This window comes from Streptomyces venezuelae (assembly GCF_008642375.1).
Classification (GTDB): domain Bacteria; phylum Actinomycetota; class Actinomycetes; order Streptomycetales; family Streptomycetaceae; genus Streptomyces; species Streptomyces venezuelae_G.
Genome location: NZ_CP029194.1, coordinates 1 through 13,872, shown reverse-complemented (window position 1 = coordinate 13,872; position 13,872 = coordinate 1). Strand labels below are relative to the sequence as shown.

Genomic DNA, 13,872 nt, shown 5'->3' with positions numbered 1-13,872 from the left:
CGGACAGGGACCCGTCCGGCGTCACGGACTCAGGCGGTGTGCAGCCGCAGGCCGTACCGGCCGAGGATCTCGTTGATCGGCTGGAACCACGTCTCGCCGCCGGAGGAGCAGTTGCCCCAGCCGCCGGAGGTGACGCCCTGGGCCTGGTCACCGCTGAGGAACGAGCCGCCGGAGTCGCCGCCCTCGGCGCAGACGCTGGTCTTGGTCATCTGGTACACAGCGCCCTGGCTGTAGTTCACCGTCTCGTTCTTGGCCAGGACCGTGCCGCAGCGCCAGTGCGTGGTCGAGCCGGAACGGCAGATCGAGGAGCCCACCGGCGCCTCGGCCGACCCGCGGACGAGCTGGTCGGGGATGGTGCCCCAGCCGAGGACGACGGGCACGGTCCACCAGCCGCTGTGGATCGAGACGTACGCGTAGTCGTCGCCCGGGAACGAGGAGCCCTGGAAGGTGCCCATCGCGGAACCGTCCCAGCCGCGCACCGCCGCGCCGGCCCGGCCGCAGTGTCCGGCCGTCACGAAGCCCCCGTACACGGAGAAGCCGATCGAGCAGCGGACGTTGCCGGTGTAGTACGGGTCGCCGCCGACCGTGCCCGCCGCGTAGGTACGGGGCGCCTGCGCCGTCTCGGCGACGGTGACGGGGCCGCCGGCCCGCGCACGCTCCACGAAGGACCGCACGGATGGGGTCTGCCGCTCGGAGCGCACGACGTCGACCACGACGCTGTTGCTCCTCGGGTCGACGTGCCAGCCGGCCACTCCGGCGGGTGCGTTCAGCGTGTCCAGGCGGGCCTTGGCGCGGTCCAGTGCCGCCGCGCTGTGCCGGACCAGCCGGGTGTCGGCGCCCAGTGCCCGGACCTCCGCCTCCTCGGCGCGGTCGGTCACGGCGACGACGAGCCGCCCGGTCGCCGCGTCGAACCAGGAACCGCCGTAGGCGTCGCCCGCGCTCCTGCGGGCGTCCTTCTCCACCTCGACGGCGGCCTTCTCGGCGCTGAGCCGCTCCTCGGCCTCGGCCGCCGTGAGCCCGAGGTCCCGGCTCATGGCGTCGAGGAGGCCGGCCGAGGCGGACGGCGCCGCGGCGGGCTCCGGAAGGGGGGCCGCGCCCGCCGCGCCGGCCTGGGCGGCGCCCAGACCGACCGTCAGAAGCAGGGCGGCGATGGCGGCGCGCAGAGGGGTGGTGCGTTTCACGGGACCTCCTGGTGTGGGGGGTTGGCCATCGTGAGAGCGCTCTCAATGGGCGCCCTCGCCACGTTAACCGGCCGAGCTTGTCAGGTCCATACCAGGTTTCGGCCGTCGCGACGGCAGTCCCGGAGCGCCGCCCCCGGGCATGGCGAAGTCCCGGACCGCGGGCCCGTGCCCGCGGTCCGGGGATTCCAGGGCCGCGCGGTGCTCCCGCGCGGCCCCGCGGACGTCGCCCTACGGCTTCTCGGCTGCGGGCAGCGCGGCCACCTCATCGGAGGAAAGCGCCTTGTCGAAGGCGTGCACCCGTCGACCGAGCCCTTCCAGAAGTCCACGTTCCCGCCGCCCCACTTGGCGCGGCCGACCGCGAACGGACCCGTGCTCACATCGGCCGGACCCGCGACCGCCGTGGAGGCGAGGACGCCGTCGACGTACAGCCGGTTCTCGTTCCTCTCGGCGTCCCGGACGCCCACCAGGTGGTACCAGCGCCCCGGTTCGGGAGTCGTGACGTAGCGGGCGCGGTTGCTTCAGCGCACTTCCGCCGGCCCCGGCGCTCCAGCCCGTTCCCTCCTTGAGCGTGAGCGTCCGTCCACTCGGTCCCGAGTCAAGGGCGGTTGTGCCCGCGCCCTCGTCCAGGGACCAGGAGGCGCCGCCCTGCGTGGGGCGGCATACTCGGTCCTTCCGCGAGCTGGCCTCATGAACGGGCGCTGACCGTGGTGAACCACGAACTGATCCGCTGCGAACGCGGAGTGTCTAGGGCCTACCAGTCTTCCGCCCATGGGGCAGGAGCGCTCGGCCGGGCACCGTCGCGGCAGAATTCCTGCGGCACCAACCGCCTCAACGAGTTTCCGCAGCTGGTCGGCGCCCCGGCCCGTCTCGCACGGCACCGCAGGTTTCCGGTTCGCCGGTCCCGGTCCTCCACTCCGGCCTGCGTCGTACAGGGGACCGAGGCCGGTCGCGGTTGCGGGGTGGCCCTCGTGGCTCAGGGGCGGGCCAGCGTGTCGACGAGGGTGAGTTCCTCGGTGTCGAAGTCGAGGTTGCGCAGGGCGGCCACACTGTCCTCGAGCTGTCGTGCGCTGCTTGCTCCCACCAGGGCGGAGGTCACGCGGCCGCCGCGCAGCACCCAGGCGAGGGCGAGCTGGGCCAGGGTCTGGCCACGGGACGCGGCGATGTCGTTCAAGGCGCGCAACCGGGTCACCAGGTCCTCGGTGAGGGCGTGGCGGTTCAGGAAGGGGCTGTCGCTCGCGGCCCGGGAGTCATCGGGGACGCCGTCCAGGTAGCGTCCGGTGAGCAGGCCCTGTTCCAGCGGGGAGTAGGCGATGGAACCGACCCGCAGGTCGTCGAGGGCGTCGAGCAGGCCTTCGTCCTCCGGGCGCCGGTCGAGCATGGAGTAGCGGGGCTGGTGGATGGTGAGGGGTGTGCCGAGCTTGCCGAGGATGTGGGCTGCCTCACGGGTCTGCTCGGCCGAGTAGTTGGATACGCCGACGTAGAGCGCCTTGCCCTGCTGGACCGCGGAGTGCAGGGCGCCCATGGTCTCCTCCAGGGGCGTGTCCGGGTCGAAGCGGTGCGAGTAGAAGACATCGACGTAGTCGAGGCCGAGCCGGCCCAGGCTCTGATCGAGCGACGACAGCAGGGACTTTCGGGAGCCCCACTCGCCGTACGGCCCGGGCCACATCATGTATCCGGCCTTGGTGGAGACCACCAGCTCGTCGCGGTAGCTCGCGAAATCCGTCCGCAGGAACTCGCCGAGGGCGGACTCGGCCGCGCCGGGCGGCGGGCCGTAGTTGTTCGCCAGGTCGAAGTGGGTGATCCCGAGGTCGAAAGCACGGCGCAGGATGGCGCGCTGGGTCTGGGCGGGACGGTCCGGGCCGAAGTTGTGCCAGAGCCCCAGGGAGAGGGCGGGGAGCTTCAGGCCGCTGCGCCCGGAGCGCCGGTAGGGCATGTCGTCATAGCGGGCGGGATGTGCGGTGTACAACGCGACTCCATGGCGTGGGACCGGCGCACGGCGATCGGTGCGCGGCGGGTTTGTCGTGGCGTGACCAATCTCCCCCGACCTCTGAACATGAATCCAACAGGAGAATCCGATGGGATTCAGTGCATAGGCTTCTGAGTCATGGAACTGCGCCATCTTCAGCACTTCGTCGCCGTCGCCGAGGACCGGCACTTCACACGGGCCGCGGAGCGGCTGATGGTCTCCCAGTCCGGACTCTCGGCATCGATCCGCGCGCTGGAGCGGGACCTGAGGGCGCCGCTGTTCGTACGGAGCACCCGCCGGGTGACGCTGACGGAGGCCGGGAGGGCGCTGCTGGTCGAGGCGGAGCGCATCCTGGCACAGGTACGGGCCGCGCACGAGGCGGTGGCGGCCGTGCAGGGCGTGGTGCGCGGCACGCTCTCCCTCGGGGCCGAGCAGTGCGTCGCCGGAGTGCACGTGGCGGGGCTGCTGGCCGCGTTCAGGCAGCGGCACCCGGGGGTGGAGATACGGCTCCGGCAGGAAGGTGGGCTCGCACTGGCCGAGGACGTCGCCGCGGGGCGCCTCGACCTGGCCTTCGCCTATCGCACCCGGGCGGATTCCGACCGACTGCGGTCGGTGCCGCTGGCCACCGAGCCGATGACCCTGCTGTGCCACCCTGAGCACTCTCTCGCCGCGGCCGGCCCGGACCTCACCCTCGGAGACCTCACCGAGGAGGTCTTCGTCGACTTCCACCCCGGCTGGGGACCGCGCCGGGCCACGGACGAGGCCTTCGCCTCCGCGTGCGTACTGCGGACCGTGAGCCTGGAGGTGAACGACGTGCACAGCCTCCTGGACCTGGTGGAGGAGGGCCTCGGTGTCGCTGCCGTACCTCGGCATTTCCGGCACAAACGGGACTCCCTGCACGCCGCCCCTCTCGCCGACACCGGCAAGGCGGTCTACGAGACGGTGGCCCTGCTGCCGCCGCCGCATGCCACCAGCCCGGCAGCCCGCGCGCTGATGAGACTAGTGGAGAGAGGCAGACGGTGACGGCCCCATGACCCGACACCGACGAGGTCGCGCCCGCCCTCGTCGGTGTCGGCGGCCCGCCGCACTCGCGAGGCGCTGTCCGCCTCACCGGCGGTGTTGCGCTCGGCCGACGACGGGCACGACGTCTAGCCTCGGCCTGTGGGACAGCCCGATCAACGCGCCGAAGGCACAGGACCGTTCACGACCCGCCTCACCTGGCAGCCGCCCGGCGGCGGCACGGCCGTCTGGGAATCCCGGCCCGCCCGGCGCCGAGGCCTCATCGCGGTCCGTCCGCCCGGCGCGGCCGGCGCCCGTGATGCCAGAGCCGACGACACCGCCCTCGGCCGGCTCCGCAGGCTCAACGCCGTGGCCGCCACCGCCTTCGTGATCGGCGGAGCGCTCTTCGCGGCCGGCGCCGCCGTGGCCCAGTTCGGCTCCGGCGACGCCACCACCTGTGCCTCGATCTACTTCGCCGGCGGTCTGTTCTTCAACACGGGCGGCTACGTCTCCCTGCTCCAGGTCATCAACGCCCCGCGGCACGTGCCCGGAGGGGACGGCACCCTCGTTGCCCGAGGGTGGCGGTGGTGGAGCTATGAGCCGATGCGTGTCGACTGGCTGAGCGCCTTCGTCCTGTTCGCGGGCACCCTGGTGTTCGCCGTCGACCTGCTCGATTCCTTCCTCCAGGGCCTGACCACCCAGCAGGTCAACCGGCTGATCTGGGCACCCGATGTGATCGGCTGCGTGCTCTTCCTGATCTCCGGCCACCTCGCGTTCGCCGAGATCTGCCACGGCCGGCCGTGCATCCGACAGCGCGACCTCGGCTGGTGGATCGTCGCCGTGAACCAGCTGGGCTCCGTCCTCTTCATGGTCTCGGCACTCGCCGCGTACACCCGCCCCGCCACCGGCAGCCTGATCAACGCCGACATCGCCGACTGGGGCACCCTCACCGGTGCCCTCTGTTTCTCCGCGGGCGGCATCCTCCAGTACTACGAACGTCCCTGATGAGTCGCTATGCATGAGTGCGCGCGTGACCAGTCACTCCGAAGGCGACGGGGTCGACGCCGTTCAAGCTCGTAGGGCTTGAGGTACGGCGGCCGGCGGGACGGCGCGGTTCGCGGCGACAGCGGATCAGGACCTGCGTGGTGTCCGGCCTGCCCGTTTGCTTGTGAGGGTCGTCCACAGGACGGGTGCGCATTTCCAGAGCCGGCCTCACGTTCCGCACGTGCGCGGGATCGGCCACCCGCCGGCCCGGCAAGGTGCTTTGGGCGAGCTCTGGCTCACGCATGCGCGCTGGGCCTGGTGTCAAACCCCGGATCGACGGGACGGCGTCGAGAAGCGGCAGGAGCTGGGTCACGTCGTGCCGGTTGTCGCCGGTGAGAGTGACGGCGAGCGGGGTTCCGTTGCGGTCGGCGATCAGGTGGTGCTTGGAGCCGGGGCGGGCCCGGTCGACGGGGGAGGGTCCGACATGATCTCCTCTTTGAGGGCCGGGATGTGCGAGCCGTCTACGGAGCAGTCGTCAAGGTCCAGCAGCCCGGCGCGGCGAAGTTCGGTCTGCAAGGCGGCGTGCAGGGCGCGGCCAGACGCCGGCCTCGGCCCAGTCCCGCAGCCGACGCCAGGCCGTCACCCCGGAGCAGCCCACCGTCGCCGCGGGGACATCACGCCATGCGACGCCGGTCCGCAGCACGTACATGACGCCGGCGAGTGCCACTCGGTCGGGAGCACGCAGCCGCCCGGGGAAGAGCGCTTGGCACTGGAAAGGCATCTGCGCCTTCGCGTTCCAGACGTTCCTCAACTGCTCCTCGCTCCCGCCGTGGTGGCGAGCTTTGGACCTGGCTCACCCTCCCGCAGACAGCCGGCTCGGTCTCGCTCGCCCGCGGCCTGGGAGACCTGGGAGGCCTGGGACGACGTACATGGGCTGACATGCGACGGCTCGGGAGCCAGGTGGACCGGGCGTCCCGACGTTGGCCGGCCGCCTGCGAGATCTTGCTCCGCACCCGCCGGCGCCGGCCTGGCGGCCGTCCAGACCGGCGGACGGGGCGGCGGTCACGCAGGGATGCCGAGCGGCGGGTGCTCAAGCACGCGGGGCTTGTACTCGACCAGCTGGATCCGGCCGTCGAAGGTGCGGTGCTCGATCATTTCGAGGGCAACGTCCGGATAGCCGTCGTAGATGCGCTCCTCGCCCGTGGCCCCGGTGATCACCGGGAACATCACGACCCGGAAGCGGTCGACGAGTCCGGCTCGCAGCAGGGACCGGCACAGGCTGAGGCTGCCGATCGTGCTGAGGAGCCCCGAGCCACTCGACTTCATGGCGCGGACAGCCTCGACGGCGTCGTCGCGGACGAGCGTGGAGTTGGCCCACGTCAGTGGCTCGTCGAGTGAGGAGGAGAACACCACCTTGGACGCTCGCGTGAGTTCGTCGACGGACGCCTCTTCCTCGGGCCTGAACTCGTCCTGGCCATCCGGGACCTCGCCTGCAGCGAAGCCCGACATCAGGCGGTAGGTGTTCGCTCCCATCAGGTAGGTGGCCTCGGGCTGCTGGCCGAGCCATGCGAGGTACTCCGGGCCCTCGAGGCCCCAGAACCCGGGCCAGCCCTCTCCCGAGGCGTGGCCGTCGAGCGAAGTGATGAAGTCGACGAGAAGCTCCGACATGGCGGTGTCCTTTCCTGGGGTGTCACGAGCTTGGACTGTCAGGGAGCCGCAACCTCATCGGCCACGCTGTGGAGCAACGAGAAAACCCATGGCGCTGCAGCCGATCAGATCAGCGGAGCGCCACCCACGAACGGTCCGAGCCAACCCCCACGCTCAGCCGGGCAAGTGCAACGCTCAGGGGCCAACTGAAACGCTCAGTCACACGTGTGCCGAAGCGCGGTAGCTGTCACCAGACCGCCCGCGGGCCCTGGGGGAAGGGGCCGTCTGAAGCAGGACGGTTGTCACTGCCTTTGCAAGGCAGTTGTCACCTGGAGGGAGTCCTCAGTCTCCTGTCACCTGCGCTATGTAGGTCACGTGGCTGGCGGCTGCCGTCGCCTTCACGTCTTGCGTCGGTCGTCTGGCGGGCGCTCTCGGGGTCTGCGACCGCTCTCGGGATCTGCGACCGCTCTCCTGTCACGTTCCACTATCGTGCGATCACCTGGTCGAAGGGGAGATCGTGCGCCCGTTTGACGTTCATCGTGGGAACAGGACGCAGTGGGTCGACCGCCCTGTCCCGCGTGATCAACCTCCACCCCGACGTACTCAGCCTCAACGAGCTGCTCGCCTCTCCGGTGGCCCCCGCGCTACGCGGCCGACCACTACCGCGGTCTGTTCGGGGTGCTGTGCGAACGGTTCGGTCGCACAGCCGTCGTGGAACGGTCGGGCTACTCCACTGAATGGATCCCCCGTCTGCGTCGGCTCTTCCCCGAGGCACAGTTCGTTCACCTGGCCGATTTCGGCCCTGACTGCGCCCTGTCCATGAGTCGGCATCCCGGCTACCGAACGATCCTGCTCCAGCGTGAGATCCTCGAACCCTGCGGCGTCGGTCGGCTCTGCGAACTCACCGAAGAACACGTGCGGACCCTTCCGCCTGACCTGGCCCCGCTGCTCGCCGACCGGTTTGATCCTGCACTGGTGTGGGACCGCGACATCCCGCTCACTGCGTTCGGCGAGCTGTGGTCCCGCCTGGTCACGGAAGGTATCGCCCACCTGGAGGGGATTCCCGCATCGATGTGGATCGCTCTGGTCTGTGAGGGGCTGCTGGTCCACGCGAGCAGGGAAGTGTCGCGCCTGGCGGATTTCCTCGGAGTGGAGCCGGTCATCGGCTGGCTGACCGTGGCGCAGACCATGCTGGACGGTACTTGCCGAGGCGTATCCTGTTGCCTGTTGCCTGTCAACCGGCACGTACTCGAGCGTGGCTGCGCGTGAGGGGAGCGGGCTCTGGGGCTGCTCGGGCGGTGGGCTCGTCGTCCTGCTGCGACGGCGGTCATGGGTCGGCTGTAGTGGTGACAGGCAGCACGGTCAGGTGACACTTGGCGCGCTCCGGCACTGTTCTGTGTCATTGATGATTGGGCGTGTGTCATCGACGTTCGAGTGGTCGGGGTTGTTTGTGGGCTGGGGGTTGCTCGCTGGAATCTGGCCGTGACGGTTGGCCCCGGATCAGTTCGTGTGGCGGTTGAGGTCTCGGGTCTCAGGTCTCGGGTCTCGGGGCTTGCGGGCAGCGCGGCGTCGTGAGTGGCGAGTTCCTTTTGGGTGGCAGCAGGTCCGTAGTTGGGGGGCAGACGGTCGATCACGATGGTGACAGCCTGTGTCGGCGTCGCGGCCGGAGTCTTGTGCCAACCTGTTTCGACGAGGGCGTGATTCGGAGGTGTTGTGTTCATGGCGACATGTGATGCCCTTGTCGGTGGGACGCTGCCCCGCGCAAGATCGAATAGTGCGAGATGGTGCCCGATGGCGGATGGGTGGACCGGGTGTCGGTGTACTCCTCGAAGTGCTCACCCGCGTGCAAGTGCAGGGGCCCTGTCGCTGATCTTGTGACTTGTCTCTGGGTGAGCGGGAGCGTTGCGGGAGCCGAGAGGTGGTCATTGTGATGACAGGGGGAACCCTGCCCCGGTAGGTTGGTGATCTTCGGCCGGCGGAAGCTGCCGGAGTTCCCAGAGGGTGAACGCCTGTGACAAACCTCGGTCCACCTCGTGCGCGCCTTCGGCTCGATGCCGCGTTGGACGGCTTGGCCGTCACCTTCCGCGGGATGACCGCTCACCCCGAGGAGTTCAACTGCGAGTGCCATTGGGGTAGCGCCGAGGAGCTCGCGCGGCTCAAGGTGGCGGACGTGGAACTGGACCCTGATCTCCTGCGGCGCACGTGGCAGGCCACCGACTGGACCGACCGGGCCTCGGTGCTGCGCCGGATCCTGCCTCAGTTCGCCTCAGCTCTCGTCAGCGGCCTCATCGAACCTCACTTCGGTATGGAACGGGTCGGGCTTGCGTTCGCGCTTGGCAACTGGCAGGAGTGGCCCGCCGAGCAGACCGCCGCAGTGGAGGAGTTCCTTCGGGCCTGGTGGGCGGACACCCTCACCGATCCGGATCCCACCGTGCCGGCGTACGACCTCCTTGTCCTGAGTGCCGAGGCCTCGGGCACCCTCAGCCCGTGGCTCGAGGCCTGGGAAGCGCTGAGTGACCCTGTCGCAGACGGGCACCTGGCCGAGGCGGCGGACCACTGGGAGTACGACCTGCTCGGTGACCGGCTTCCCTGGAGTGCTTGGGAGGGCGAGGAAGAGATGCGCGCCGAACTGACTGCGTGGCTTGTCCGCCACGCGCCTGCCCGTCTTCGTGCCCATGGTGCACCGGAGGACCTCCTCCACCGGATACGGCTCCTCGGCGTCACCGGACCCGACCGCTGGGAGGACCCGCACTGGCCCAACCACCGCTACTGACCCACCGATCCGCACGACGCTCCCTTGCCACCGGCCAGACAGTCACAAGACCAGCGACAGAGCCGGCGAGCGTGAACGTGCCCGGTCGACTGCCGTATCGGGCGGAGCAGATGGCCAGGCAGTGTCGCGCTGGGTGCCCTGATGGGAAATGGGTGCGCCCGAATTTACGTGCCGAGGCTACGAGCCTTTGGCATGATCGCCCGGTTGTCCTAGCGTGCCTGGTTCTGGAGGAACACCACGGCTAACAACTTCGAGGCTCGCTCCGGCCCGGCTGCCGTGGTCTGCCGTCGATCCCGACCGCATCGCCTTCGCCTGGGGCGAAGCGGAGGCATCCGAGATCGCTACGGTGATCGCCTCGATGGTGCCTACTGACGATGCCGGGTGGGAAGAGAGGCATCGCTCCACCACCGAGGTCACGGCGCTCCTGGCCGCCCGATACGGCCGGTGGGCCTGTGGATGGCACTGAGCGGTCGACGAGGGCGGCGGCGGTGGCGTCGTCACCCACTGGTGCTGCACCGCCCACTCCATAGGCGGGCCCGTAGCAACGGCCGCCAAGGTGGTCGCGTCGCTGCTGGAGTGGCGCGACTGGCTGGAGGAGTTGGCGGAGCGGTTCGAGGGGTTGGCTCCACCCACCGGAGCGAATGCCGAGGATCGCAGCTGGCACCTGGAGCGGGCGGCCACCCGTCTCGTGAGGGTGGTCATGGACCGCACGGGTGCCGAGTGTGGCTGGTACGGACTCTGTCACACGGTTCTGGCGTGGTTCCTCTCCTCCAAGGGCGTGGAGGCGCATGACGCGAAAGACGCGGTCGACACCGCAATCGGCGGACGGTTCAAGAGCTGGACCGCGCCGTCGCGGACCTCATCGACACGGTGGGAGAGGACCTCGCCGCAGATGTGACCGGAGCGCAGCCTTGCCGTGAACGCTGACGCCTCGGCCGCCTGGGTCCAGATCAGGAACCAGATCGACTGGACTTCCGCGGCCGGTGAGGTGCCGGCCACGGTCGAGCCCATCGTGGACGGCCTCACCACCTGGTGCGGGGCAGGGGGCCGTTCCGCGGACCTCGTCGAGGCCGGCGATTGCTCGGGGTGCTGGCTCAGTCGCGCACAGACGCTTCTCATAGGTTCTCTCTCACCTGCCCGCTTCTGACCGGATGGCAGCAGCTCGTCCTCGGCATGTCTGGAGTGCAGTTCCGACAAGGCGACGCCTTCGCCAAGGGCGGCCGGGAACGCTACGCCCTGACGTCACGCACCAAGCGCGACTTCGAGCACTGTCTGCGCGACAGCGCCGACGCGCGAGTCCCCCTGGCCTCCCGGGCGGCCAGGGCCTACCTGGACGTGGCGTTCTTCCACCTCTTCCCGGATGGCAACGCCCGCCTGGCCATGCTCACCCTGGCCTACATCCTGGAGCTGGAGGGAGTCCGATTGGACCGGGTCGGCCCCTTGCAGACCACGCGCTACGCGGACGATGACGCCGGGGCGGCAGACCTGGCTGCTCTGGTCTTCGTCCTCATCCGCTCGACCCACCAACGGGCCACCAGATTCCCTCGCTGACGCAACAGCCCTCCTCCAGTTCTCCTGATCAGGCCTACCGGAAGGTGAGCTCGTACGTCCGTACCGGCTGTGCAGGTTCATGTGTATACCGACAGGGGGGCCGTGCTTGGCGCTGCGTACTCCGTGATCCGGCCCTTCATGGAAGCCCGGGTCCGTGTGGTCCGCCCCGACTGCAGCGCTGCCGTACTTGAGTCCTTCGGTGTGAGTCCTTCGGTGAGACACCCGAGCCGCATGGTCCGGGCACAGCGGCTTTCGGGTGGCGTACGGTCCACAGCATCGGCCCAGACGCCAAGGGCCAGCAGTTCAGGGACGCGGCTGGTCTACGGCATGCTCGCCTTGACCGCGTTCTCGGTCAGGGCCAGGGACTGCGGATCCGGCCGGCGGTGACGGCTCTGTGGCCCCGGCGGTCTCGCACGAGCGTGTCGCGCGCGTTCGGGGACCGACGGTTGAGCATTGCCCTCATGGGCTCGGTCAGGCGGTCAGGGCCGCGAGTTCCGCGTTGGCGCGCGTGGTGACCAGGGCGAGGACACGGCCAGCGGCGGCCAGGTCGTCGGCGGGTATCCCGTCCCAGACGCGGTTGGATATGGGGGCGGTCTCCGCGCTGGCGGCGGCGAGCGCCTTGCGCCCCGCATCCGTGGGGTGAACGTGCGCGCCGTCTGCGACGAGCAGCTGCTTGGCCAGCAGCTCGTCGAGAGTGGTGCGGATGTCGGCCGGATCGGACTTGAGGGAGCCCTGGATCTGGGTGACGAGATCGTCCGCAGTCTGCGGGGCGTCGGCGTTGATGGCGGCGCGCAGGGTGACCTGCTGCTGGAAGGTGAAGCCATGCCGGGCCAGGACGTGCTCCAGGACGCCGCGGGCGGCGTAGTGGGCCAGGCCGAGGGCGCGGGCGTCGGCGACGGGTGCGGTGGTGGTTGCAGTGACGGTCATGGTGTTCTTCCTTGAGTGTTCTCGTCGTTCGGTGCGGATGGAGTGAGAGGTGCGTCGAGCAGGGTCGTCAGCTCGTCGGTGAACGCGCGCGTTCGGGGGGCGTCGAGGCCGCCCAGGGGCTCCAGCAACTGCTGAAGCAGTTCCTGGACCACCGTGATGGCCTGTCGTGTGACGGCCTGGCCCTGCTCGGTGAGGGCAAGTTGCACGGCGCGCGGGTCGCGGGGATCGCGGGTGCGCTCGATCAGGCCGGTCGATTCCAGGGCGCGCGCCAGCTTCGAGACGTACAGCGCCTCCAGGCCGGTGTGGTCGGCGAGTCGGCGCTGGCTGGGCCGCTCTCCGGCGCGCTGCATGCCGTGCAGCGATGCGACCAGTACGTACTGCGCGTGGGTGAGGCCCAGTGGGGCCAATGCGCGATCGACCGCGACGCGCCACTTGTTGGCGAGCCGCCATACCAGGAAGCCGGGCGTGGGGCCCGGTGAAGCCTTGCTCATGCCGAATAGAGTACATAGCTATCATGTTCATGGCTACTATTTTCTGGTGGATGCGGCGGCGCACCCTGTGAGGAGAACGCTCGAGGTCCGGCGATCAGCCACAGGGCCGTACAAGGCGGCTGCTCACGCGAATTCGGCCTGGGGGCTGCCGAACACCACGTCGACGAGCTTCTGTGTCGCCTGCTGGAACGCCGCCGCCATGGACAGTGCGGCATCGTCCACGTAGTTCACCGCGGCGGTCAGGGTCCTGCTGCCGTCGGGCGTGCTGTACATCAGCGCCGCGTGGCCCGCCATGCCGCCGTTGTGGGTGATGACGGTGCCGCCGCCCTCGCCGACGTCCTGCACCATCACCCCCAGGCCGTAACCGGCCTTGGGATGCGTCGTGCACATCTCGGCGAGCAGCGGCGCGGGCAGGAGCTTGCCGCTGACCAGGGCGGAGATGAAGGTGTGGAGGTCCCGGGTGGTCGAGATCATGTCACCGCCGGTGGCGATCCAGGAGGGGTTCTGGCGGGTGACGTCCACGGTCTCCTGCCGGCCGCCGTCCTCGTACCGGTAGTAGGCGTGGGCGTGCGGTTCGGGGATCTCCGGGCTGGTGTCCGGCAGCACGGTGCCCGACAGTCCGAGCGGCCCCAGGATCAGCCGCTGCATCTCCGCGGCGAGCGAGTGACCGGTGACCTTCTCGATCACCAGCCGGGCCAGTACGTAGTTGGTGTTGGAGTAACTCCAGTCGCTCCCCGGCTCGAACCGGGCCGGCTTGGACAGCGCCAGGCGGACCAGCTCCTGCGGGGCGTAGGTCCTGAACCGGTTGTCCACCCACTCCCGGCCCGCGGTGGTGGCGGGGATGCCGGGCGCGAACGTTGCGTCGTCGTAGTACTCGCCGGTGAAGTTGAACACCCCGCTGGTGTGCTGGAGCAGCATCCGCACCGTGATCCGTCGGTCCGGTGCGAACTCGGGCAGGTAGTCGGCCACCGGGATGTCGAGGCCGACCGTGCCCTCGGCCACCAGTCGCAGCATCACGGTCGCGGTGAAGGTCTTGGTGACGCTGCCTATCCGGACGTACCCGTCCGTCGCCGGCTTCGCGCTCTCGCCCAGCCTGCGCGTTCCGGAGCTGCCGACCCACTCGCCCCGCTCGTCGTGCACGCGCAACGTCACGCCGGTGAACCCGGCCTCGACCATCTCCTCGATGGCCTTCCACAGCTCCGGGCGCTCCCGCCCCGCAGCAGCCTCCGGCACGGTCGCACCGGCAGGGGTGACCACCCCGGCATCGTCACGGCTTTCGGTGATCCTGCTGGTCATGTCCGTCATGGGTGCGCTCCTTCGGGATTACGGTGTTTCAGAGGCTGCGGGCGGTGA

12 protein-coding genes and 2 pseudogenes are annotated in these 13,872 nt (G+C 69.7%); 6 read left to right on the top strand and 8 right to left on the bottom strand.

Annotated features, from left to right (window positions below; translation table 11 throughout):
- Window positions 1–29 precede the first annotated feature (29 nt).
- The 3 genes and pseudogenes from DEJ46_RS00070 to mgrA all read right to left on the bottom strand — a co-directional run bounded on the left by DEJ46_RS00070 (window position 30) and on the right by mgrA (window position 3,147).
- A complete protein-coding gene (locus tag DEJ46_RS00070) occupies window positions 30–1,181 on the bottom strand; it encodes a S1 family peptidase (protein ID WP_150263284.1) in 1,152 nt (383 codons plus the stop codon).
- Between the two features lie 228 nt (window positions 1,182–1,409).
- A pseudogene (locus DEJ46_RS00065) lies at window positions 1,410–1,835 on the bottom strand (LamG domain-containing protein); the annotation flags it as partial.
- 319 nt (window positions 1,836–2,154) lie between these two features.
- Window positions 2,155–3,147 (bottom strand): L-glyceraldehyde 3-phosphate reductase, encoded by a 993-nt coding sequence (gene mgrA, locus DEJ46_RS00060; RefSeq protein ID WP_150263282.1) that lies wholly within the window; start codon window positions 3,145–3,147, stop codon window positions 2,155–2,157.
- 138 nt (window positions 3,148–3,285) lie between these two features.
- On the opposite strand from mgrA, the gene DEJ46_RS00055 reads away from it, so the two are divergent.
- Together DEJ46_RS00055 and DEJ46_RS00050 are read left to right on the top strand one after the other, a co-directional pair.
- Window positions 3,286–4,170 carry a LysR family transcriptional regulator gene (locus DEJ46_RS00055; protein ID WP_150263280.1) on the top strand — a complete coding sequence of 295 codons (885 nt, stop codon included), beginning with the start codon at window positions 3,286–3,288 and terminating at the stop codon, window positions 4,168–4,170.
- A 138-nt stretch (window positions 4,171–4,308) separates the two neighbouring features.
- A complete protein-coding gene (locus DEJ46_RS00050) occupies window positions 4,309–5,151 on the top strand; it encodes a hypothetical protein (protein ID WP_150263278.1) in 843 nt (280 codons plus the stop codon).
- A 283-nt stretch (window positions 5,152–5,434) separates the two neighbouring features.
- Here DEJ46_RS00050 and DEJ46_RS00045 read toward each other — a convergent pair.
- Together DEJ46_RS00045 and DEJ46_RS00040 are read right to left on the bottom strand one after the other, a co-directional pair.
- Window positions 5,435–5,887, bottom strand: a pseudogene (locus tag DEJ46_RS00045) (IS5 family transposase); the annotation flags it as partial.
- Window positions 5,888–6,192: 305 nt separating this feature from the next.
- Window positions 6,193–6,798: a dihydrofolate reductase family protein gene (locus tag DEJ46_RS00040; RefSeq protein ID WP_150263276.1), complete on the bottom strand. Its 606-nt coding sequence runs from the start codon at window positions 6,796–6,798 to the stop codon at window positions 6,193–6,195.
- 690 nt (window positions 6,799–7,488) lie between these two features.
- Between DEJ46_RS00040 and DEJ46_RS00035 the strand changes: the two genes are divergently transcribed.
- The 4 genes from DEJ46_RS00035 to DEJ46_RS00020 all read left to right on the top strand — a co-directional run bounded on the left by DEJ46_RS00035 (window position 7,489) and on the right by DEJ46_RS00020 (window position 11,101).
- Window positions 7,489–8,046: a hypothetical protein gene (locus tag DEJ46_RS00035; protein WP_223834415.1), complete on the top strand. Its 558-nt coding sequence runs from the start codon at window positions 7,489–7,491 to the stop codon at window positions 8,044–8,046.
- Window positions 8,047–8,866: 820 nt separating this feature from the next.
- Window positions 8,867–9,550, top strand: coding sequence for a hypothetical protein (locus DEJ46_RS00030; RefSeq protein ID WP_223834414.1), 684 nt, complete (start codon window positions 8,867–8,869; stop codon window positions 9,548–9,550).
- A gap of 556 nt (window positions 9,551–10,106) precedes the next feature.
- On the top strand, window positions 10,107–10,448 hold the full coding sequence (locus DEJ46_RS00025; protein WP_150263272.1) for a hypothetical protein: 342 nt from the start codon (window positions 10,107–10,109) through the stop codon (window positions 10,446–10,448).
- A 275-nt stretch (window positions 10,449–10,723) separates the two neighbouring features.
- A complete protein-coding gene (locus tag DEJ46_RS00020) occupies window positions 10,724–11,101 on the top strand; it encodes a Fic family protein (protein ID WP_150263270.1) in 378 nt (125 codons plus the stop codon).
- 471 nt (window positions 11,102–11,572) lie between these two features.
- On the opposite strand, the gene DEJ46_RS00015 is transcribed toward DEJ46_RS00020, so the two are convergent.
- The 3 genes from DEJ46_RS00015 to DEJ46_RS00005 form a co-directional block, all read right to left on the bottom strand.
- Entirely contained in the window at window positions 11,573–12,028 is a 456-nt protein-coding gene (locus DEJ46_RS00015; RefSeq protein WP_150263268.1) for a MarR family transcriptional regulator, read from the bottom strand.
- Complete coding sequence (locus DEJ46_RS00010) at window positions 12,025–12,519, bottom strand: MarR family winged helix-turn-helix transcriptional regulator (protein WP_150263266.1); 495 nt, start codon at window positions 12,517–12,519, stop codon at window positions 12,025–12,027. The genes DEJ46_RS00015 and DEJ46_RS00010 overlap by 4 nt, the downstream gene beginning before the upstream one ends.
- A gap of 123 nt (window positions 12,520–12,642) precedes the next feature.
- Window positions 12,643–13,695, bottom strand: coding sequence for a serine hydrolase domain-containing protein (locus DEJ46_RS00005; protein ID WP_223835416.1), 1,053 nt, complete (start codon window positions 13,693–13,695; stop codon window positions 12,643–12,645).
- Window positions 13,696–13,872 lie beyond the last annotated feature (177 nt).

Excerpts from the sequence above, each read along its gene's own strand:
- DEJ46_RS00055 (WP_150263280.1), top strand. The coding sequence starts at position 3,286 with ATGGAACTGCGCCATCTTCAGCACTTCGTCGCCGTCGCCGAGGACCGG.
- DEJ46_RS00040 (WP_150263276.1), bottom strand. The coding sequence starts at position 6,798 with ATGTCGGAGCTTCTCGTCGACTTCATCACTTCGCTCGACGGCCACGCC.
- DEJ46_RS00030 (WP_223834414.1), top strand. The coding sequence starts at position 8,867 with ATGACCGCTCACCCCGAGGAGTTCAACTGCGAGTGCCATTGGGGTAGC.
- DEJ46_RS00020 (WP_150263270.1), top strand. The coding sequence starts at position 10,724 with ATGTCTGGAGTGCAGTTCCGACAAGGCGACGCCTTCGCCAAGGGCGGC.
- DEJ46_RS00015 (WP_150263268.1), bottom strand. The coding sequence starts at position 12,028 with ATGACCGTCACTGCAACCACCACCGCACCCGTCGCCGACGCCCGCGCC.
- DEJ46_RS00010 (WP_150263266.1), bottom strand. The coding sequence starts at position 12,519 with ATGAGCAAGGCTTCACCGGGCCCCACGCCCGGCTTCCTGGTATGGCGG.
- DEJ46_RS00005 (WP_223835416.1), bottom strand. The coding sequence starts at position 13,695 with ATGGTCGAGGCCGGGTTCACCGGCGTGACGTTGCGCGTGCACGACGAG.